Origin of the sequence: Arthrobacter sp. 4R501 (assembly GCF_002929755.1) — a bacterium.
In the GTDB taxonomy this organism is placed as follows: Bacteria; Actinomycetota; Actinomycetes; order Actinomycetales; family Micrococcaceae; genus Arthrobacter.
The window spans coordinates 167035-186900 of sequence record NZ_PJIW01000011.1; the positions used below are offsets into that span (position 1 = coordinate 167035).

Genomic DNA, 19866 nt, shown 5'->3' on the forward strand with positions numbered 1-19866 from the left:
ACGGCATGCGTTTCCTTGTCTGATGGTCCTGTGGATAGCGACGAAATGTGCTTGGACCAACCTTCAATCTGGAGGGTGAGGTGGTCAACTCGTTCGCCAGCAACTAATCATTCGGCCAAATTGGCCAACTACACAGCAGGGACAACTTGACAAAATGAGCAGCCTCGACCGACTCGACTCGGAACTGATTAAGCGCCTGAACACTAACGCTCGGGCAGGCGTCGCTGAACTTGCTGCCCAGCTAGGCATTTCTCGGAACACGGTTCATGCGAGGTTGCAGAGACTGGAAAACGAGGGCATCTTGAAAGGCTTCAAGCCGGTAATTGATCTTGAAGCCGCTGGTCTATCTGTTCAGGCTTTTGTGGGCTTGGAACTTGAGCAAAGACAACTGCCCCACGTCATCGCGGGACTGAGGAGCATCCCGCAGGTATTAGAGGTAACAACACAAGCGGGCCGGGAAGATCTGCTGGTTAGAGTCGCCGCTGCTACTCTCGCTGACTTGCAGCAGGCGGTGGCCAGCATGATTGAAATCCAGGGAGTGCGCCATTCCAACACGACCTTGTCCGTCTCCACCCCTCTCCCCTTTCGAGTCCAGCCCCTGCTTGATCACCTCAGCAAAGACTCTGGCTGGGGTCGATCAACTGCCCTACCAGGGTAAGTCGTCAGCGAATCGGAAACGGCGGCTGGCAGGCATTGCCGGTTCGTACCTAGGGTTGCAGTCATGAGTCAGCGTTGTCCTGCTGGACAATGGAAAACCCGGGCAGGGAGGACTCTTCCGTATCTCCCGATGTCCGGTCGTGCCCTGACCTGCCAGCCCTTGCTGGACCGCAAATCTATGATGGGTCGTAAGGGGTTGCTCTAGTCGATCCAATAGAGCCAGTGGGGCAGCTTTGAATGCCAGGGCAATTGTCCAGTGCCTGGTCTGCTGCTATACCTCCCAGGAGGGACTGCCTGGCGATGGCGCCCCGTCATGCACGGTGAAGCACGGCCTCGGCGCCGTCTAGGACGACTATCAGGAAGTCCAACTGTTGCAGGCCGTACGGTGTCGATACCAAGCGCGGATATGCGGGAGGGGTTCTCAATTCGCGTGCGGTCGACGCTACGAAGGGCAGCCTTCAGCGCGCGTGTGCGTCTGCGTTCTGCAGGTTTGGCGGCATGAATGACGTCTTGTGCGTGTCCCAGACACAAGCTAGTGAGCATAGTTACCGGGGAAATCGCTGGGCCTTCCCCAGGGCAGCGCGCTAGATGCCTGCGCGTAGGCGCTGGCTTAGCACGTGCGGCCACCGCTCCCCCGTCAGCTTTCAACCCGGCAGGCCGACATATGGTCCATAATTGGCACTCAAACTGGGGCACTAAAAGGTGCGTTCAGGCGGCTGTCCGGCGACAGGCAAGGCGCGTTTGTTTGCCCAGGATGTTCTGCCGAAGCTTGCGGGTCGGTAGATCCGCCTGCTAATTGCCAACATTGGACGCTGACCTGCACTTCCTTCAGGGCCTCTAATCGAGTCCCTCAGCATTCAACGACGTTGACGGCGAGGCCGCCCATGGCTGTTTCCTTGTACTTGGAGCTCATGTCCCTGCCGGTCTCGCGCATGGTCACGATCACCTCATCCAGGGACACCCGGTGCGTGCCGTCCCCCCACAGGGCCATCTTCGCGGCGTTGATGGCCTTCGCCGCCGCGATCGCGTTCCGCTCGATGCAGGGAACCTGGACCAGCCCGCCGATCGGATCGCACGTCAGGCCCAGGTTGTGTTCCATTGCGATCTCCGCAGCGTTCTCCACCTGCTGGGGTGTGCCGCCCATCACCTCGGCGAGGGCACCCGCGGCCATGGACGACGCCGATCCCACCTCGCCCTGGCAGCCCACCTCGGCACCCGAGATGGATGCCTGCTCCTTGTACAGCACCCCGATGGCACCGGCCGTGAGCAGGAACTTGACCACGACGTCGTCGCGGTCTTCCTGCGTGGCCTTGTCCATGCCGGGCGCGAAATGCAGTGCGTAATACAGGACTGCCGGGATGATGCCCGCGGCACCGTTGGTGGGTGCCGTGACCACCCGGCCGCCGGACGCGTTCTCCTCGTTCACTGCCAGGGCGATGAGGTTCACCCATTCCTGCCAGTACTTCGGATCCCGGTCCTTGTTCTCCTTCTCCAGCCGCTCATGCCAGTCCGGAGCACGACGGCGGACCTTCAGTCCGCCGGGCAGCAGACCCTCCCGCTTGAGGCTGGTTGCCACGCACTCCTCCATGACGGAGTAGATGTGCAGCAGGCCTTCGCGGATTTCCGCCTCCGACCGGGACGCACGTTCGTTGACGAACATGATGTCGCCGATGGACAGTCCCTTGGACTGGCACCGGCCCAGCAGCTCAGCAGCTGTGCGGAACGGCAGCGGCAGTTCCTTTTTGGACTCGTCGAGTTCCTTCAGGGCCGCGTCCTCTTCGCCTTCGCGGACAATGAAGCCGCCGCCGACGGAGAAGAACGTGGCCTTGTGCAGGACCTCGCCTGTTTCGTCAGTCACGGTGAAGGTCATGCCGTTGGTGTGCCGCGGCAGGACAGTCAGCGGTCGCAGGACCATATCCTTCACGCCATACGGCAGAGGGACGGAACCAGCGAACTGGAGGGTGCCGGTTTCGGCGATCGCGACGAGCCGCTCCTCCACCTCGGCCGGCAGGATCTTTTCGGGGTGGAAACCTTCCAGGCCCAGCAGGATCGCCGTCATGGTGCCGTGGCCGTGGCCCGTTGCCGCCAGCGAACCGTACAGGTCCACCCGCAGCCCCGCCACCTTCTCCAGATTGCCGGAGCCCGTGAGCTCTTCGGCAAACACTGCGGCGGCGCGCATCGGGCCAACGGTGTGCGAACTAGACGGCCCGATCCCGACGGAGAACAAATCAAAGACTCCAACGGCCATTCAAGTTCCTTAGGTGTCATGTCTGTTCGGGCAGATACTCATGCCGGAAGCTGGTGATCCGACCGTTATACGCAATGCCTGCGACTACAGGGCCCGATTTCTCTTCAAACTCCGAACGCTGCCCCTCGCTCATCACATGCTTGGAGCGCGGTTGCCTTCATGGGAAAAGAAGGCCACTTCGGCCGACTCTGGGGCCGAAGCGCCGGCATGACCGGCATACAGCCCTCAAAGCGCGACGCCGGGGTGGGTGCCCACTTAGGGATGGAACGGCTGATGCAGGAACACTGAACAAATCAATGTTCCTGCATCACAGTCCGCCTGACGCGGTTCAGTGAGGTATGCCGGTCCCTGAGTGAGGGCCGGCCTCCACACTTCGCTTAGTTCTGGTCAGGGGCAGAACCCGGCTTTCCTTTCGGCGGTAGGGTCAGGACAGCCTCCGTCTGGTTGCCGGCGTTGTCTGTGGCCCGGTAGGTCACGGTTGAGGTCGTATTTTTGACCCGAAACGGTTCCGAGTAGCGGGTCCAGGCAGTGGCTGCACCGATTCTGTATTCAACGTCCGCGATGCCAGACAGGCCATCGCTGGATTCGAGGGAAATTCTGCGGGACGAACTGGCTGAGGCGGCGACGTCTGGGGAGGTCGAATCAACGTTGAACGATGTGCTCACAGAGTCCGAGCGGTTTCCTGAAGCGTCGGTGGCGCGTATGAACGCTACATGACGTCCGTCAGTGAACTCCTGAGAGCCATCAAAGGGGACCCAAGTGGTGCCATCGGCTGAAATTTCGATGGCAGGGGCGCTATCAACCTCGTCAAGGGCTGTGGCCGTAATCTGCACGGGCCCTGCATACCACCCGTTGGCTCCATCCTGCGCTTCGGGGTTCAGTGCGACATTGACTACCGGGGCCGTCGTGTCCGGCTCCTGCACCATTGCCTGATGGTGGGCGGCAATCCGGTCCGGGGCGAGTTCCTTGTCGTAGAAGGCAACTTTTCCAACTGCTCCGTCGAAGAACGACTTGAAGTCCCGGGTTCCCACGCGGAACGGGGCGTCCCCTCGTTCGGGAACAATGACAGTTCCGCTGATGCTCAGATCGTCCGTATCCCGAAGGACTCCGTCCCGGTAGATTTTTGTGTAGCCGTGCGGGTATTGGGCGCTCTGGGCGTTGTAGTTGATGACAAGGACATAGTGGATCCATTCCCCGGCCACTATGGCGTCCTGGAAATAGGAACCGGCACCAAGTCCACCGGATGCATTGAAGAGGTACCCCGAGATGCGATTTCCGCGGCCCACCGTGTTATCCGCCGAGTACATGCGCGATACGTATTCGTGATTGTCCAGCTCCCCCTTCCCCATCCAGTGCACATATCCGTTGTTGCTGTGGCTGAACGTCAGTGCGTCTGGACGCATCCACGCCTCAATGGTGATGACGCCGTTGGTCGCTGGGCTGAGTTCAGCGCTGTCTGCTGCTTCGAGGTACTGTGTGGCGCCGTCAAAATCCGCGGCACTGTCCCCGTTAGGTAACGTTGTGGCATTGGGTGACTTGAAGTATGTTGCGGTGTGACCGGATCCGGTGAGGTCCGGTTCTGCGCCGCCGCCGCCGGTGTTCCCCATGGTCCAATAAATGTCAGGCTGGTCGGCCAAAACGGTGGAGTCGTAGGAACCAGGAGCGCTGGCCGCCGACGCGGGGAGCGCTCCCATGGTGCTGGCCGCGAGGGCAGCAATCAGGGCAACCGTCACAAGGAGCGGTTGTGGTGAAGTGTGGCGGGTCATGGTGGTGCCTCTCTGTTGGGTGTGTGACTAATAGTGCGAGGATTCGTCAGGTCAGCCAGTCGTGGATGTTCGTGCTGATGAATTCCTCATCAAGCAGCCATTGATGGCGTTCCCGGGCGGCAGCGATTTTTTCCCGCTGCCCGGCTGACAGCACTTCGCGGTCTCCGAGGCACGCGGAGGTGGCCAGTAACCCCTGCTGCCGAAGGACCTCGTTGACTCCGGCGACGCAGCCGGAGAAGTTATTGTCGACGTCAAACACGGCGGCGTTTACGTCTACAAGGTCCGCGCTGAGTGCCAGCAGGTCGTCCGAGATTGCACCGGCCTTTGTCTGCTGCACCACCTGTTTGACCAACTGCACTGCAGCACGCGTTCCCACAGCCCACTGGCCCAGGAGTCCGCCGCCGGCACGGATCTCACGCGGCCCGCCAGTTGTGGTGCGGCGGTACGGTGTGATCAGATCCTGGACGATGGCGTCGTCGTTGCCCGTTAACAGTGAGATGTCGTTCCAGCGGTCGTGCTCCAGCAGGGTCTGCACAACATCGTTGGTCCGGTACCGGTCGAAGGGCGCCGTCTTTACGGCTACTGTCGACGGCTGGTCGAACAGTCGGCGCCAATAGTCCGGACTCAGGCGGAGCCCTCCCACGCTTTCCTGAAGATAAAAGCCAATGGTGGGAAGGACCGCACCGACGGCTTCGGCCCGTTCCAGTAGGGTTTTCTCGGTACGTTCGGTCATCCCATACGGACATAACAGGACTGCCTCGTAACCCAAGGACGAAGCCAATTCAGCTTCAACCACAGCATCAGCCGTGTCTCCGCAAAGGCCTGCCACAAGGAGCGGCCCTGATCCGGCGTTGGCCGTTTCCTCCGCTGCCATGCGCCACACGTCGGCCAGCCGTCCGCGGTCACCGTGCAGCTCGAACTGCGTTGTGTGGACGCCCACGGCCAGTCCGTTCACGCCGCAGGCAAGGTAATACCGGGAGAGTGCACGCTGGGCCCGTTCATCAATGGAACCGGAGGCGTTCACTGCGAGCGGGTGCGCGGGAATCACTACTCCGCCCTGGAGCCTTTCAAGAACGGTCCGGCCCATCAGTACTTTCCCCCGCGCTGCTGGAATTTGGTGGCCTTGCCCAGTTGCCGCTGCCCGCCCGTAACCCATTCGGCGACCCAGGAAATCAAGCGCCGGGCCGGAACGGTCGGGTAGCCGTACAAGTCAAAGCACTCACCGGCGTCGCTGAGCAACGCATCGGGGGCCTCCGTACCGGTGAAATGCGCCACCTGACCCATCTCCGTCGCCAGCAATAACGCCAGGCGGCGCACGGGAATAGTTTCCGGGCCCGTTGAGTTCAGGATCCTTGGTGGGATGCCGGCTAGTTCGACGCTCCGCAGCGCCCAAGAGCTGATGTCGCCCTGCCATGCCACATTGACGGCCGGCATGCTTACGTCCACCGGCTCGCCGGCAGCGATCTTGGTGGCGATGTCAGCAATCACGCCGTAACGCAGTTCGCAGGCATAGTTCAGCCGGAAAATAGTGGTAGGCGTTCCCCAGGTGTGCGCCGCGTTGGTGAAAATACGTTCCCGGGCGAGGCTGGATTGGGCGTACTCCCCCAAGGGCTGCGGGAGGTCTGACTCCACCGATCCCCCGTACGCCAGTGGCGTCAGCGGATACACGTTTCCGGTGGAATATACAACCGCAGGAACACCCCGGTACCGGTCCGCCACAAGTGCTGGAATGGCGGCATTCGACCACCAGGTCAGGTGTTCCTGGCCCGTGGTTCCAAATTTCATTGCGGCCAGATAGAAAATGGCACCGCCATCGGGCAGGCTGGCGTAGCAGCGCGGATCTGAAAGATCTGCTACCTGTGTCTCCACTCCGACCTCTGCCAACTGATCCCTGACTGGTGACTCAGAGAATCGTGACACGGCGATGACTTTGGCGCTGGAACCGACTTCGTCCAAGGCGCGGCGTGCCATCCGGGCCATGGTGGGCCCGATCTTTCCGCCGGCACCGAGCAGCACGATGTCTCCGCCTACCGCGGCTAGGGCCTGTCCCACTTGCTCTCCAGGACGCGAAAGCCATTCGTCGAGGATTCCCTCATCAGCGGGCGCGGCCTCCAGCCGCAGTGCGGAATTGGTTTGAGTGTTCACTGAATACCTTCCTAAATTATTTGCACTACGGCGTGCAAACGTTTGCACGCCGAGCCGTCAAAGATTGTTCATTGAGGTGTGATGAAAATTTGTTAACTCCGGGTGGCCGGATCCTCGGGGTTGGGTCCGGCCGCTCCGGGAACGGACGTGGGGTTCTACCTATGCGTTGGAGGTGGCTTGGACACGGAAGCGCGCTGGACAATGTGGGCCGGGACCACGGTGGCCCGGGCGTCCAGCTCTCCGTTGGCGTTCGGTACTTCCAATAGGCGGTCCACGGCAAGGCGTCCCACGACGTCGCTTTGTCCAGTGACGGTAGTCAGCCCGGGATGGGCGAGCTCCGCCAGGACGTCGTCGTGGCCGGTGACGCTGATGTCGTCCGGTACTGACAGGCCGAGCCGCCGGAATCCTTCGATCAGCCCGGACGCCAGGACGTCGTCGAACGCCATCACCGCCGTGGCCCCTGACTCGGAAGCGGCTTTGGCTGCTTCTATCCCCTCCGAATACTTCGCCGTGGTCGGTTCCAGGAACACTACCTCTATGGCCCGGATCGCTGCACGGGTTTCCACTGCCCGGGCACGTTGCTTGTTAGCCCACGAGCCCGCCGGGCCTGGCAGGTATGCGATCTTGCGGTGGCCCAAATCCGCGAGTTGGTCCACGAGTTCTGCCATGGCGGGGGCGGAATCTGTGTAGATGCTGGGGATCCCGGTGATGACGCGGTTTACCAGGACCAGCGGGATGATTTTACTGATTTCGCGGATGTGCGGTCCGCTCATCCGTGGGCCGCAGAGGATAATGCCCCGGCATTGGCGGGCCAACTGCTCACACACCTCACGCTCGATGACTGCGCTGTCGTCGGTGTCAGCCACAAACACGCCCGTATCCCGGCTGCGCGACCAGGCCTGCGCGGCCTTAAGAAGAGTTGTCATGTATGGGTTGGAGATATCTGAGACCACTAGGCCGATATTTGTGGACGTCCCGGTGATGAGGGCACGGGCCAACAGGTTGGGTGAGAACCGCAGGGTGCTGGCTACATCTTTCACGTTCCTTACCGTCTGCGGCGACAGAAGCTCTGGGTTGGAGAACACCCTGGACACGGTGGAGATCGAAACTCCCGCGGCTTCGGCGACATCCTTCATCTTGGCTTTCCCGGTGCGTGCGGTCATGTCCTGCCTACCTGTGAGAGACCTTTGTCGTCATCATACAAAGAACGCCCACTGCAGGTCGGGTGCCCCGCGGGCGTCGCTATGGCTGTCATCAACGGGTGATGTAGACCGCTGTATTCAGTAAGGTCGAGACTTCCGCCCGGGCGCGCCCAGTCGAGCCCGAGCTCCGAGAAGAGGAGCCCGGTCTCCGTGACGGTATCTATGTGTTCGGCGATCCCGGGAAAATACCTGAAAGTGCGGCCTTCGTGCAGGCGTTTAGCCTGCAAATGGGACAACCGGGCTGGTGCGTGCGCTGCCTCTACTGAGGCGTTGACTACCATCACGAAAGGCCGCACCGCTGCGGCGTCGATCAGCTCATCTGCGGAGCCTTCGGGGTTGGTCACGGCATCGTACAGGGCCGCCACCTGTCCCGTGACCGGAAAGCTCACCGGGGCCTGACCGGTACTGACAAGACAAAATCCGTCCCGGTGACGGATTGTAGCCGTTCCCTTAGATCCGTGGAGCGTCACCGCGGGTTCCCTAACAGAATCGGCAGCAGTGGTTCCCACCGCTACCACCTCTGGCCCATAATTGGAGCGCACCCGGAGTGCACCCAGGTCGTCTCCTTCGATGGCGCGGACAGAGTAGAACTCTGCGTCCACGGTCTGGGGTGCCCAGCGCCCGTCCACGCATTTCGCGAAGGACAAAGCCGTATGCAGAATATGCGCCAAGGGATTGAAGAGCGGCCCGTCCAGAACCGGCAGTCCGTCTGAGAACCACTTGCCGGCCCAACCGCTACGTTGGTAGTAGGCATCGGGGCGCTCCAAGGCGGCGTGGGCGGTGATCCGGTGGACTTCCCCGATTTCGCGGCTGGCTAGTACGGTCTGGAGTGTCTCCACACACCGGCGGGTTTCCTGGAATCCAATTTCGAAGCGTCGTGATGTTTGCAGTGCAGCGAGCTCGTCCAGCTGTTGCAGCAAAGGAACCGGCGGTTTCTCCAGATAAAGGCCCACGCCCCTTTTCAGTACTGAGTTGGCTACGTCGAAGTGTGTCTGTGGGGGTGTAGCCACTACGACGACGTCGGGTAGCCCGCCGGCGAACGACTCTTCGACGCTTCCGAACCACCCGGGTTCCGCCTGCGAGGCGGCCAATGCTTGCCGGGTCTCGTCCGCAAATCGAAGGTCGACGAGGCCGCTCAACCGGATCAGGCCCTGAGCATGCCATCCGAGAAGACTCTCCAGATGGCGGCGCCCATATCCCGAGGTCCCAACGAGGGTGACTTCGGGCAGCCGCGATTCGTCTTTCACCCTTTCAGCGCTCCTTCCGCAAGACCCTTGAAGACCTGCTTCTGCATCAGGAAATAGACCAGCAGCGGCGGGATCATCACAATGATGGCTGCCGCCGAGATCACTCGCTGGTCCGCAGAGAAGGCACCGGACAAGAATTGGATCCCCACGTTGACCGGGTAGTTGGCCTCGTTATTGAGGATGACCAGCGGCCAAATGAAGTGGTCCCATGAGTCGAGGAAGCCCAGCACTGCCACCACCGCCAAAGAACCGCGAACAGAAGGGAGCATGACGCTCCAAAACAACCTGAGCGGACCTGCTCCGTCGACGGTAGCCGCCTCTTCCAGTTCGTTAGGGACGTTGAGGAAGGCCTGGCGCATCACAAAGATGGACACGATGGACACCGCTTGGGGCAGGACCACTCCCACCAGGGTGTCCTGCAAGCCCACACCGCGGGTAACCAACAGTGTTGAGATCAGGATGACTTCAAACGGCAGCGCAGCGGTCGCGAGCAGGACAGTCATGTAAAGCGCCCGCCCACGGAAGGCTATGCGCCCCAAGGCGTATCCGGTCAACGTAGCCAGTACTATGTTGGTCACCACGCCCATGGCGGCGATCAGTGCCGAGTTGAACAGGTACCTTGGCAACGGGATAGCAGTGAGTGCGGTCACGAAGTTCTGCAGCGTAGGGTTCTGCGGAATCAGGTTGCCCGGAAAGCCCGCTGTGGACTCAGTAACGCCCTTAAGGGAAGTGCTGAGCTGCCACAGAAGGGGACCCAAGACGGCGGCGACGGCGATGACCATGAAAAACCATCGGATGGCTTTCTCTTTGCCCGCGACCTGGTCCCGGCGCCTGCGCTTTGCCGGCGGCCGGACTTTGTGGCCGGAGTCTGATGTTCCGGTAGGCCGATTGGCGGCCGACTTTCTAAGTGACGTGTTCATGAACGGTTCCTTCGGGCGAGAAGCCAGCTAACGGCAGAAACGAGCAGAACGAACGTAAAGAGGACCAGGCTCACAGCCGAGGCATAGCCAGCATCCGTTCCCGGGGAAACGCCCTTTTGGAAGAGGTACAGCACGATAGTGGTGGTCGCATCGCCGGGGCCACCCCCGGTCATCACGAACGGCTCCGTAAATACCCGGAGTGTGGCCACCGAAGCCAGGATGGCGATGAGGACGGTGGTGCCGTTGATTTGGGGCAGCGTGATGCTGACTGTCCGATGGAACCACGAAGCTCCGTCAAGCTCTGCGGCCTCGTCAAGCTCCTTTGAAACGTTCTGCAGTGCCGCGAGCAGGATCAGCGTGTACAACCCGCAGCTCTTCCATACCGTCACCAGCATGATGCTGAACAAGGCCAGGTGGGAGTTATTGAGAAACTGAATCGGGGCTGAGATCACGTTCAGGCTCTGAAGGATCTGGTTAATCAGTCCGTCTGATTTGAGGGCGTACTGGAACATCAGTGCCACCACGGCCATTGGCATGACCATGGGCGAGAACAAGATGGGCCGTACGATGCCTGAGCCACGCATCGAAGTGTTGACGAGCACAGCCAACAGCAGGGACAGCCCCGTAATGACCGGGACCGTGCAAAGCATGTAGAGGAACGTCCGTCCCACCGATGCCCAGAAGAGTCCGTCGGAGGCGAGCTCTGTGAAGTTTTGCAGGCCGATGAAGACCCCGCCACCGACCGTGTCAGCGTTGGTGAATGCAAGCACAAACGTGTTGATCAGCGGAAGGAAAAGGAAGACCAGCTGCAGCACCAGGACTGGCCCCACGAAAAACAATGGCACGTACCAGCGGTGCTTTTTCAATTGCCCGCGCTTTTTCCCGGGGGCTCCGCCGGCGGGGGCCGTTCCCCGTGCGGGCGATTGTTTCCTGATGGAAACCATTGTCATTACTTGCGTTCCTTGAGAATCGAGGTCAGCCGCTCCTGGGCACCGGCAAGGGCGGCTTCGGGGCTGATTTCACCCAAAATTGCGGGCTGCAGCGAGGACCAGAGGGTCGTGGCGAATTCCGCGTCAACAGCTGCCGGCTTGGCAATCGTCTTTCCATCCAGAAGGCTGGAGGCCGCGATCGCGCGCGATTCGGTGGGCAGATCAGTGGCAGGGGCCGTAAAGAAGGAATCCTTTAGTGACTCCGAGGTGCTCGGAAAGACACTGGACTGCTTTGCCAGCGACAGCTGGTTATCAGGCGACGTCATAAACTTCGCGAAGGCTACTGCGGTGGCCTGCTGCTTCGACGTCTTGGGAACAGCCAGACCGTGCGCCACCACCCAGGACTTGCCGGCGGCTTCGCCCAACGGGTTGTCGACCGCAATCGAGCTGAAGACATCAGGTGCGTTCTGCTGAATAATCTTCAACCGGGACGGCCCGGTTTCGAGGAACGCGGTTTCTCCCTGCTGGAACGTCGCAATCTCACTGCGTTGTTTTGCGGTGACGGCGTCGGCAGGAATTCCGCCAGACTTGTAAAGCTCGGCCAGTTCGGTGACAAAAGCCACTGCTTCCGGCGTATTGACAACGGCCGCGGTGGAATCATCGTTCACCAGCGGCACGCCCAGGCTAAGCAAATAGTTGGGGAATCCCAGCTCAGTTGGCTGAAAGCCCGCCTTACCCGTGGCGCTGGCTATCTTCCGCGATACGTCGAGCAGCTCCTGATAGCTAGAAGGCACCGTTTGCCCGGCCAGTCCCGAGTCAGCAAGGATCTTCTTATTCGACATCAGCACCGGGGTATTGAGGTACCAGGGAAGCCCCGCGACCTTCGTGGCATCGAAAGCAAAGGAATTCCATGCCGAGGGGACGTACAGACCTTCGATGTCAGAGGCTGCGGTCGCCATATCTATGACCCGCCCTTCACGACCCAACGGAGCCAGAGTGGCTGTGTCCAGATCCATCACGTCGGGAAGGGCTCCGGAAATGGAATCCGCGCTGACCTTTCGGGCGGCGGCATCACTGGGGATGTCCGTCCACTCGACCTTGGCTCCGGGGTGCTTGGCTTCGAAGGCCGCAATGGTCTCCCGGATATAGGTATCGAAGGTAGGCGACAACTGCATGGTCTGGAAACGGACGGATCCGTTAATTTCCCCTGCGGTGTCCACGGTGGACTCCGGACCGGAACTCAGGCCGCACCCGGTGAGTGCCATTGCCGCGCAGGCCATACCTGCGGCAAGTGAGAGGCTTCTTTTTAGAACTGACATGTGTGCTCCTGAAGGTGATTGGGGTACTCCCTAAACGTTTCAAGAAAGGCGTGCAAACGTTTGCTAAAATCAAACGATGGAATCAGTGAATAGTCAAGAGCCAACGACAAAGTACGTCTCCGCTTCCTCCAAATGGATCGATCAGCACCTGGGCGACCTGACGCTGGAACAGAAGGTGGCCCAGTGTCTGCTGGTCCTTCCGGGAGTCGGCCCCGACGGGCTCCCGGACCGCGACACGCGGGATGCCCTGGAGCGCGGTGTGGGCACTCTCCACAGCGTCATCGACATGCCTGCTTCACACGCGGCGCGCTATCACAATTCAGTATTAGAAATCACCGTCGACGCCGGGCTGCCTCCCGCGCTGATCAGCGGAAACCTTGAATCGGGGGTGGGCTATTCCCTCGGCGCAGCTGGCACAGATTTCCCCTACCCCCGGGGCATTGGCATGGCAGAAGACCCGGACCTCGCATACCGGGTTGCACGGCAGACCGCAGAAGAAGCCCGCTCAATTGGCTACCACTGGACTTTCAGCCCATGCATGGACGTCATCTCAACGGCCAACGACCCCATCCTCGGCGTCCGCGCGTATGGTGTTTCCGCCGCCGACACCAGCATTCTGGGTACGGCCCAGATCCGCGGCTATCAGGACGGCGGACTCTTGGCCTCGGCAAAACACTTCCCCGGGCATGGCGATAGCCATGTTGACACCCACAAGGGTCTCCCCAGCGTGCAACGTACGGGCCCCGACCACGAAACCGTCCACATGCGTCCGTTCCGCGCGTCCATAGAGGCTGACGTCGCCTCCATTATGGTGGCCCACGTGACGCTGCCCCGCCAGGGCATTCATGAGCCGGCAAGCCTGTCGCGAGTGGTCAACCGGCAATGGCTCCGCGAGGACCTTGGATACACGGGTGTCATCATCAGCGATTCGCTTCGCATGAACGCCGTCAGCAACACCTATTCCCCTGCAACTGCGTCACTGCTTGCACTAAAGGCCGGCGCAGATGTCGCAAACGCCAAGTGCCCGGCAGGCGAGGCTGCCGGGATTATTGACTTGATCGTCCGGGCAGTCAGGGACGGGGAACTTTCAGAGGCCGACATCGACGCCGCCACTACCCGACTGCTGTTCGCGCGCGTTCGGGTGGGGCTCGATGCGCCTCAGCGCGCTGACGAGGCCCAGGCAGCGAAATTGGACGCGCCGGGTCCTTGGACGGACCCCGCACGTGCACTTACCGTCAGCCTTCACCGTCTGGCGGGCAACGCAACCGTTCTGGCACGAACGAGAAAGTTCGTTGTCCTGGGCAATACACTGCTTGCCCGCCGCTTCGAAAAAGCGGCTCACGAAGTAGGACTTCAGACCATCCTTGACCCGCGGCAGCCCAACGCGGCCAGCATTACAGACGCTGCGTCTCTTTACCCCGGTTCACACATCATTCCCGTGTTCTGCCCCTCGACGGCGATGGCCTCCGAGGAAAAACAAGAGTTCCGGAACGCCACCACAGCACCAGGCGCAAGGGAACGAATTGCAGTGGCCCTGGTGAACTCCAGCCTGCCGGCTTCGGCCTTCGCGGATCTGGGGGCCACCGTTGTTTCGCTTCCCGCGGTTGACACCTTCGGGATCGTGACAGATGCAGCAGTGCGGGCTGCCCTGGACGTTCTGTCCTGACAATGTCAAGGCGGCTGCGCAGCCGAAACTGGCGGCGGCCGCCCTATGCATCACTGGGTACGTGACCTTACGACCGTCCTACGATGTCCTCGAGCACAGCCACTGGACTCACCATGTCGAACGCAGTCCGCCTGGACGGGGCGGATTTGCAGCCGGCGAGGAACTGCAGCAGCATCTGCTCGTTGTAGTCCGTGGGGACGGTCAGTACCCGTTCGCCAGACCCCGCACCCAGCGAAACAGAGAAGGGGACCTCCAAGCCCGGCGTGGGCGCTACGAAAACCAGGGCAACGTCAACGCCGCCAATAGAAAAGTCGGCCTGCAGCCCCCCCGAAAAACGGCTGACAGCAACAGCTAGGTTTCCCGGCTCCAACGCCGGCCGTCCCAAAAGCTCCAAAGCAATCTCCACATGATGAATGCCGTAATGGAACAGCCCGTCATACTCGCTGTTCGCGTCGGCTGGGCCCGTCACCACAAGACGCCGGGACTTAGGCTCTTGCGCCAGACTCGCAGCCAGCTCCGGAAGCTGGGGCGCCAGCCGGTATCCGGAATAAGACATCAAGAAGGCGCCGGAGTCCTCGGCAGCCACCACCAGCGCCCTCGCATCCTCAACGCTCGTCGCGAGAGGCTTGTCCACCCACACGTGAATTCCCTGGCGCAGCAGCCCCTCCACGTTCGCCCGGTGCTGCGATCCTTTTCGGCTGCACTCAATCACTGCAGTCACGTACCCCAGGAGGTCGGTCGGTCGGTCAACCACTACAACGCCGCCCTCTATCCAAGCCTGTACATCAGCACCAGCCTCACGAGCCACCACAGCAGTAATGTGCGCCTTGTGAAGCCGACTAACGAGAAAATTGAAGAACTTGCAGGGCCTGGAGCTCTCCAAGCCAATGATTCCCAATTTCAGCATCGATCCTCCTGAGTTGTATTGCAAACGTTTGCAGATCACAATGAGTTTATCTTCTCCAAGAAATTTCGTCCTCGTCATCGGCTTTCGAAGGAACGCAGCATGCACACATTGACCGATATCGCCCCAGTGATCTTCAGATACCCCACACGAACCGAGCTCGGAAAGCATGCATCCATACGCGCAGCGGACGTCCTGCGCAGGGCAATTGCGGCCAAGGGCAACGCCAGGCTCATGCTGGCGGCAGCGCCGAGCCAGTCGGCGACCCTGGCGTCGTTGCTGGAGCAGCCGGATATCGATTGGGGCGTGGTGGATTGCTTCCACATGGATGACTACCTCGGGCTCCCCTCTACGGCACCTCAAGGATTTGGTAACTGGCTGCAGACCGCGTTTTTCGACCAGGAACCAAGAGCAACTTTCCACCGAATGGATCCTTCTGGGGAGCCCGCTGAAGAGGCTCGGCGCTATAGTGCCGTCATGGGCCCAGAGCCTTTTGACCTCGTACTGCTGGGGCTCGGCGTCAACGGCCATCTCGCTTTCAACGATCCGCCAGCGAACTTCGCTGACGGCCGGGGTGCCAAAGTTGTGGGACTTGACATGATAAGCCGCCAGCAGCAGGTGGACGAAGGCCATTTTGCGACTCTCGGCGACGTTCCCGCCACCGCAATCTCAGTGACCATCCCGCGCCTCCTGAACGCGACAGACATCATTGCTTCCGTGCCCGGGGCCGAAAAGCGCCAAGCCGTTCAGGACAGCCTCAGGAAGCCCATCAGTGGAGCCCACCCAGGAACAGCCCTTCGCACACACCCCAGCGTGTCCATCTTCCTGGACAAAGAATCCGATCCGCGCTAATGGATGCGCAAGAGGCCAGTTTTCTTGGCCAGAAATACCTCGCGGAAATCGCGGCCGTCCAAGCCAGCATCCTGAAGACAGAATCAGTGTCCATCACGCGGGCCGCTGCGATCCTTGCGGACCGAATCGCCGGGGACCGTCTGATCTATATCTTCGGGCCCGGCGGCCACTCAAACCTTGCAGCGCAGGAGATCTTCTACCGGGCTGGAAGCCTGGCGCACGTATCAGCAATTCTTGATGCCGGTACCTTCCTCTCGACCGGGGCCCTGAAATCCACGGCCATGGAAAGACTGCCGGGTTACGGACAGACCGTGATCGAAGGGGCCGGGTTGGTCGCCGGCGACGCACTCATGCTGGTCAACGCATTCGGCATCAACAGTGCCGTGATCGACGCTGCCCTCGCAGCGCGCCGTCTCGGGCTGACCATCATAGGTCTCTCCGGCACTTCGTGCAGTGAACTCATCCCGCCCGACCACCCTGCCCGCCATCCGTCTGCCTTTAACCTGCAAGATATCGTGGACGTCCACATCGACACAAAAGTACCTGAGGGGGATGCCGTCGTCGACATTCCCGGAACCACGGTGCGCTCAGGCAGCGTCTCCACATTCACGAATGCGTTTAGCCTCCAGTGGCTGATGCTGGCGACCATTGCCGAACTGGGTGCCCGCGGGATCGATCCGCCGGTGTGGACATCGTCAAACAGCCCTCGGGGAGACGAGTCCAACCAACTGCTCGTGGGCCGTCTACGAGGAAGAGTAAGCCACCTATGATCAACACAAAAACAATCCGCGGGCGCGCTGCGGACCGCGACATGGCGCTGACTATCGAATACACCAACGCAGGCGTGATTTCCATCGACGAAGACCAACTTCGTCCGGGGGAAGTCCTGCCCATCATTGCTCCAGGCTTCATTGACGTCCAAGTCAACGGCTATGCGGGTATGGATATCAACGGCGGCGAACTCTCTGTACAGACGGTCCTGGACCTCACCGACCGGCTTGCCCGCGGCGGCGTCACAACCTGGATGCCCACCATCATCACGGCCAGTGAAGAGCACATACGGCATGCGCTTGACGTCATTTCACAGGCCCGGATAGGCGACGCGGTCGCCCGCGCGGCAATTCCCAGCGTCCACATCGAAGGTCCTTTCATATCCGATCTTGAAGGCGCCCGGGGCGTCCACGACGCAACGGCAATCCGGCCCCTCGATGCTGATGAAGTGACGAGGTGGCAGCGATCCGGCCCTGTCGGCCTCATCACCGTCTCACCCCACACTCCGGACGCTCCAGCACACATTGCACGGATTCGCGCCCTCGGGGTGTCCGTGGCAATCGGTCACACCCATGCCACACCGGAACAGATCACCCGAGCAGTTGACGCAGGCGCAGCCTTTTCGACACATCTCGGCAACGGTATCCCCTCCCTCCTCCCCCGCCATCCGAATGCCATCTGGACCCAACTCGCAGACGACCGGCTCAGCGCCGGCCTCATCGCCGATGGACACCACCTGCCAATGGAAACCCTCGAGGTCATGCTCAGGGCCAAACCCGTCGGGCGTTCCTTCCTTGTTTCAGATCTCACAGCCATCGGCGGTTCGCCTCCCGGCCGGTACAAGACGCCGGTAGGCGGAACGGTCGAACTTGACGCTACCAACCGACTGTCCTATGCGGGGACAGACCTGCTGGCAGGTGCCGCCTCCACGATTGCTGACGGCCTACGGAACGTCATCGCAGGAACGTCCCAGACCTTGGCCACTGCCCTCCCGCTCGTCACGTCCAGTCCTGCCCGTGCCGCAACCGGCGGACGCCCTGGACTGGGCTACCTGCGCCCCGGCTCCCCTGCCGATTTCGTGCTCCTCAGTCCGTCCGGGCCTACCGCCGGCACTGTCGTAGGAGTTGTGCAAGGCGGACGAAAACTTGAAGGGAAAACATATGAATAACAAGAAACCGAAAAACGCCGATTCCGACCCAAACCTCCTCCCCGTACTCGGACGCACGCGCATACCCCTTCTCAAGCCGCCAGTCCGCATCGTGCACTTGGGCTTGGGCGCGTTCCACCGGTCCCATCAGGCCTGGTACACGCAGCACGCAGGGGATTCAGCGGACTGGGGGATCGCAGCATTCACAGGGCGCCGACCCGATGCCGCACGGGTCCTGGAAGCACAGGACAGCTTGTTCACCTTGGTGGAGCGGTCAAGCAGCGAGGACACTTTCGAAGTCGTCGGCAGCATCGTCGAGGCCGCCGATGGTGCCGACATCGGACGGTTGGCGGAGCTCGTGGCCGCACCTTCCACGTCAGTCATCACGCTCACCATAACCGAGGCCGCCTACGCGGCGGACTCGTCCACAAGACGTCCGGCACCAACGACACCCTTGTCCCGTCTGGTGACGGGTCTCGCCGCCCGGAAGGACGCCGGCGCCGGACCGCTGGCCGTCGTGAGCTGCGACAATGTGGCTGACAACGGCAACGTGGCACGGCACGCTGTCCTCGCCCTCGCCCGAGGGTTGAACACCGAGTTGGCTGATTGGATTGATGTCAACGTCAGCTTCGTCAGCACGTCCGTCGACCGCATCACTCCGCGGACCACAACGGAGGACATTGAATTGGTTGCCGAGGCTTGCGGTTACCGGGACTCTGCTCCAGTGATCACCGAACCATTTCACAACTGGATCCTCTGTGGCGACTTTCCCGCTGGACGGCCTCGCTGGGAAGATGCGGGCGCGGTGTTTGTGGACGATATCGGTCCCTATGAGAACCGGAAACTGTGGCTCCTGAACGGCGCCCACTCGCTCTTGGCATACGCCGGTCAGCTTCGGGGGCACTCTACCGTGGCCCAGGCACTCGAAGACGCTGTGTGCCTGGGTGCCGTGGAAGCGTTCTGGGACGAGGCGGCTGCCCATCTTCACGGGGACCACCTCAACATCCCCGAGTACCGGCAGGCTCTCCTGGAAAGATTCGGCAACGGCAGGATCGCACATCATCTTTCTCAAATCGCCATGGACGGAACAACCAAGCTGCGCATGCGTGCCTTGCCGGTCCTGAACGCCGAGCGTGCCGCCGGCAGGTCCGGCGATGGTGCCGCGCGAATGATTGCGGCGTGGATCGAGTACCTGTCGGCCACAGCAGAATTTCAGGACCCCTTGGCGGCCGACATCCGGAAAGCGACAAACCTTAACGGCGAACAGCGTACCGCTGCCTTCATCGGCCTGCTCAGCCCTGATCTGGCCAATGACTCTGAGGTTAGGTCGCAGATTTACCGGCTTCAGGGGCTCTTCTCCGCCAACTCCAACTAAATCCCATGACCCAGCCCTTCCTGAAAGGATCTGCCGTGAAAATCATTGCCGCTGAAGTGTTCGTGACAAGCCCGTCACGTAACTTCGTGACCCTGCGCATCACTACGGACGACGGGGTCACCGGCATCGGTGACGCCACCCTGAACGGCCGTGAACTGGCTGTTGCCGCGTACCTAAAAGAGCATGTGGCCCAGCTGCTGATCGGCAAGGATCCGCACCGGATCGAGGACACCTGGCAGTTCCTGTACCGCAGCTCTTACTGGCGTCGCGGGCCGGTCACCATGGCTGCCATCGCCGCCGTGGACATGGCCCTGTGGGACATCAAGGGCAAGATGGCGAACATGCCGGTCTACCAGCTCCTGGGCGGTGCGTCACGCAATGGCCTGCGCGCTTACGGCCACGCTTCCGGCGCTGACCTCGAGTCGCTGTTCGACTCGGTCCGTGAGCACCTGGAACTGGGTTACAAGTCCATCCGCATCCAGACCGCTGTCCCCGGCATCAAGGCCGTCTACGGTGTGGCCGCGCAGGCCCAGGCCTCGGGCGAACGCTACGACTACGAACCCGCCGGCCGTGGCGCGTTCCCGCAGGAAGAGGACTGGGACACCCGGGCCTACCTGCGCCACCTGCCCACCGTCTTTGAGGCCGTGCGCAACGAGTTCGGCCCGGAAATCCCGCTGCTGCACGACGGCCACCACCGCATGACGCCCATCCAGGCCGC

The 19866-nt window shown here is 61.3% G+C and carries 16 protein-coding genes and 1 pseudogene; 7 read left to right on the forward strand and 10 right to left on the reverse strand.

Annotation, left to right across the window (positions count from 1 at the left end):
• Nucleotides 1-154 precede the first annotated feature (154 nt).
• A complete protein-coding gene (locus CXR02_RS12950; RefSeq protein WP_104062372.1) occupies nucleotides 155-658 on the forward strand; it encodes an Lrp/AsnC family transcriptional regulator in 504 nt (167 codons plus the stop codon).
• 849 nt (nucleotides 659-1507) lie between these two features.
• On the opposite strand, the gene CXR02_RS12955 is transcribed toward CXR02_RS12950, so the two are convergent.
• The 9 genes from CXR02_RS12955 to CXR02_RS12995 form a co-directional block, all read right to left on the reverse strand.
• Entirely contained in the window at nucleotides 1508-2905 is a 1398-nt protein-coding gene (locus CXR02_RS12955) for an L-serine ammonia-lyase (RefSeq protein ID WP_104062373.1), read from the reverse strand.
• Nucleotides 2906-3282: 377 nt separating this feature from the next.
• A complete protein-coding gene (locus CXR02_RS12960; protein ID WP_104062374.1) occupies nucleotides 3283-4671 on the reverse strand; it encodes a LamG-like jellyroll fold domain-containing protein in 1389 nt (462 codons plus the stop codon).
• Between the two features lie 46 nt (nucleotides 4672-4717).
• Nucleotides 4718-5758, reverse strand: coding sequence for a dihydrodipicolinate synthase family protein (locus CXR02_RS12965; protein ID WP_104062375.1), 1041 nt, complete (start codon nucleotides 5756-5758; stop codon nucleotides 4718-4720).
• Nucleotides 5758-6816 (reverse strand): NAD(P)-dependent oxidoreductase, encoded by a 1059-nt coding sequence (locus tag CXR02_RS12970; protein ID WP_219816427.1) that lies wholly within the window; start codon nucleotides 6814-6816, stop codon nucleotides 5758-5760. The genes CXR02_RS12965 and CXR02_RS12970 overlap by 1 nt, the downstream gene beginning before the upstream one ends.
• 155 nt (nucleotides 6817-6971) lie before the next feature.
• A complete protein-coding gene (locus tag CXR02_RS12975; RefSeq protein WP_104062376.1) occupies nucleotides 6972-7979 on the reverse strand; it encodes a LacI family DNA-binding transcriptional regulator in 1008 nt (335 codons plus the stop codon).
• Nucleotides 7976-9265 carry a Gfo/Idh/MocA family protein gene (locus CXR02_RS12980; protein ID WP_104062377.1) on the reverse strand — a complete coding sequence of 430 codons (1290 nt, stop codon included), beginning with the start codon at nucleotides 9263-9265 and terminating at the stop codon, nucleotides 7976-7978. The genes CXR02_RS12975 and CXR02_RS12980 overlap by 4 nt, the downstream gene beginning before the upstream one ends.
• Nucleotides 9262-10185 (reverse strand): carbohydrate ABC transporter permease, encoded by a 924-nt coding sequence (locus CXR02_RS12985; RefSeq protein ID WP_104062378.1) that lies wholly within the window; start codon nucleotides 10183-10185, stop codon nucleotides 9262-9264. Before CXR02_RS12985 ends, CXR02_RS12980 begins: the two co-directional genes overlap by 4 nt.
• Nucleotides 10182-11135 carry a carbohydrate ABC transporter permease gene (locus CXR02_RS12990; RefSeq protein WP_104062379.1) on the reverse strand — a complete coding sequence of 318 codons (954 nt, stop codon included), beginning with the start codon at nucleotides 11133-11135 and terminating at the stop codon, nucleotides 10182-10184. Before CXR02_RS12990 ends, CXR02_RS12985 begins: the two co-directional genes overlap by 4 nt.
• Nucleotides 11135-12433 carry an ABC transporter substrate-binding protein gene (locus CXR02_RS12995; RefSeq protein WP_104062380.1) on the reverse strand — a complete coding sequence of 433 codons (1299 nt, stop codon included), beginning with the start codon at nucleotides 12431-12433 and terminating at the stop codon, nucleotides 11135-11137. The genes CXR02_RS12990 and CXR02_RS12995 overlap by 1 nt, the downstream gene beginning before the upstream one ends.
• A gap of 76 nt (nucleotides 12434-12509) precedes the next feature.
• On the opposite strand from CXR02_RS12995, the gene CXR02_RS13000 reads away from it, so the two are divergent.
• Nucleotides 12510-14099, forward strand: a complete 1590-nt coding sequence (locus CXR02_RS13000; RefSeq protein WP_104062381.1) for a glycoside hydrolase family 3 protein — start codon at nucleotides 12510-12512, stop codon at nucleotides 14097-14099.
• A 67-nt stretch (nucleotides 14100-14166) separates the two neighbouring features.
• Here the strand turns inward: CXR02_RS13000 and CXR02_RS13005 are convergent, their stop codons facing one another.
• A complete protein-coding gene (locus CXR02_RS13005) occupies nucleotides 14167-15006 on the reverse strand; it encodes a Gfo/Idh/MocA family oxidoreductase (protein ID WP_181037222.1) in 840 nt (279 codons plus the stop codon).
• A gap of 99 nt (nucleotides 15007-15105) precedes the next feature.
• On the opposite strand from CXR02_RS13005, the gene CXR02_RS13010 reads away from it, so the two are divergent.
• From CXR02_RS13010 to CXR02_RS13030, 5 genes and pseudogenes are all read left to right on the forward strand, one after another.
• Nucleotides 15106-15855 carry a 6-phosphogluconolactonase gene (locus CXR02_RS13010; RefSeq protein ID WP_104062398.1) on the forward strand — a complete coding sequence of 250 codons (750 nt, stop codon included), beginning with the start codon at nucleotides 15106-15108 and terminating at the stop codon, nucleotides 15853-15855.
• A complete protein-coding gene (locus tag CXR02_RS13015; RefSeq protein ID WP_104062383.1) occupies nucleotides 15855-16625 on the forward strand; it encodes a sugar isomerase domain-containing protein in 771 nt (256 codons plus the stop codon). The genes CXR02_RS13010 and CXR02_RS13015 overlap by 1 nt, the downstream gene beginning before the upstream one ends.
• On the forward strand, nucleotides 16622-17794 hold the full coding sequence (locus tag CXR02_RS13020; protein WP_104062384.1) for an N-acetylglucosamine-6-phosphate deacetylase: 1173 nt from the start codon (nucleotides 16622-16624) through the stop codon (nucleotides 17792-17794). The genes CXR02_RS13015 and CXR02_RS13020 overlap by 4 nt, the downstream gene beginning before the upstream one ends.
• The gene (locus CXR02_RS13025; protein ID WP_104062385.1) at nucleotides 17787-19148 is read left to right on the forward strand and encodes a mannitol dehydrogenase family protein; all 1362 of its coding nucleotides are present in this window, start codon (nucleotides 17787-17789) and stop codon (nucleotides 19146-19148) included. Before CXR02_RS13020 ends, CXR02_RS13025 begins: the two co-directional genes overlap by 8 nt.
• A 35-nt stretch (nucleotides 19149-19183) precedes the next feature.
• Nucleotides 19184-19866 (forward strand): annotated as a pseudogene (locus tag CXR02_RS13030) (bifunctional D-altronate/D-mannonate dehydratase); the annotation flags it as partial.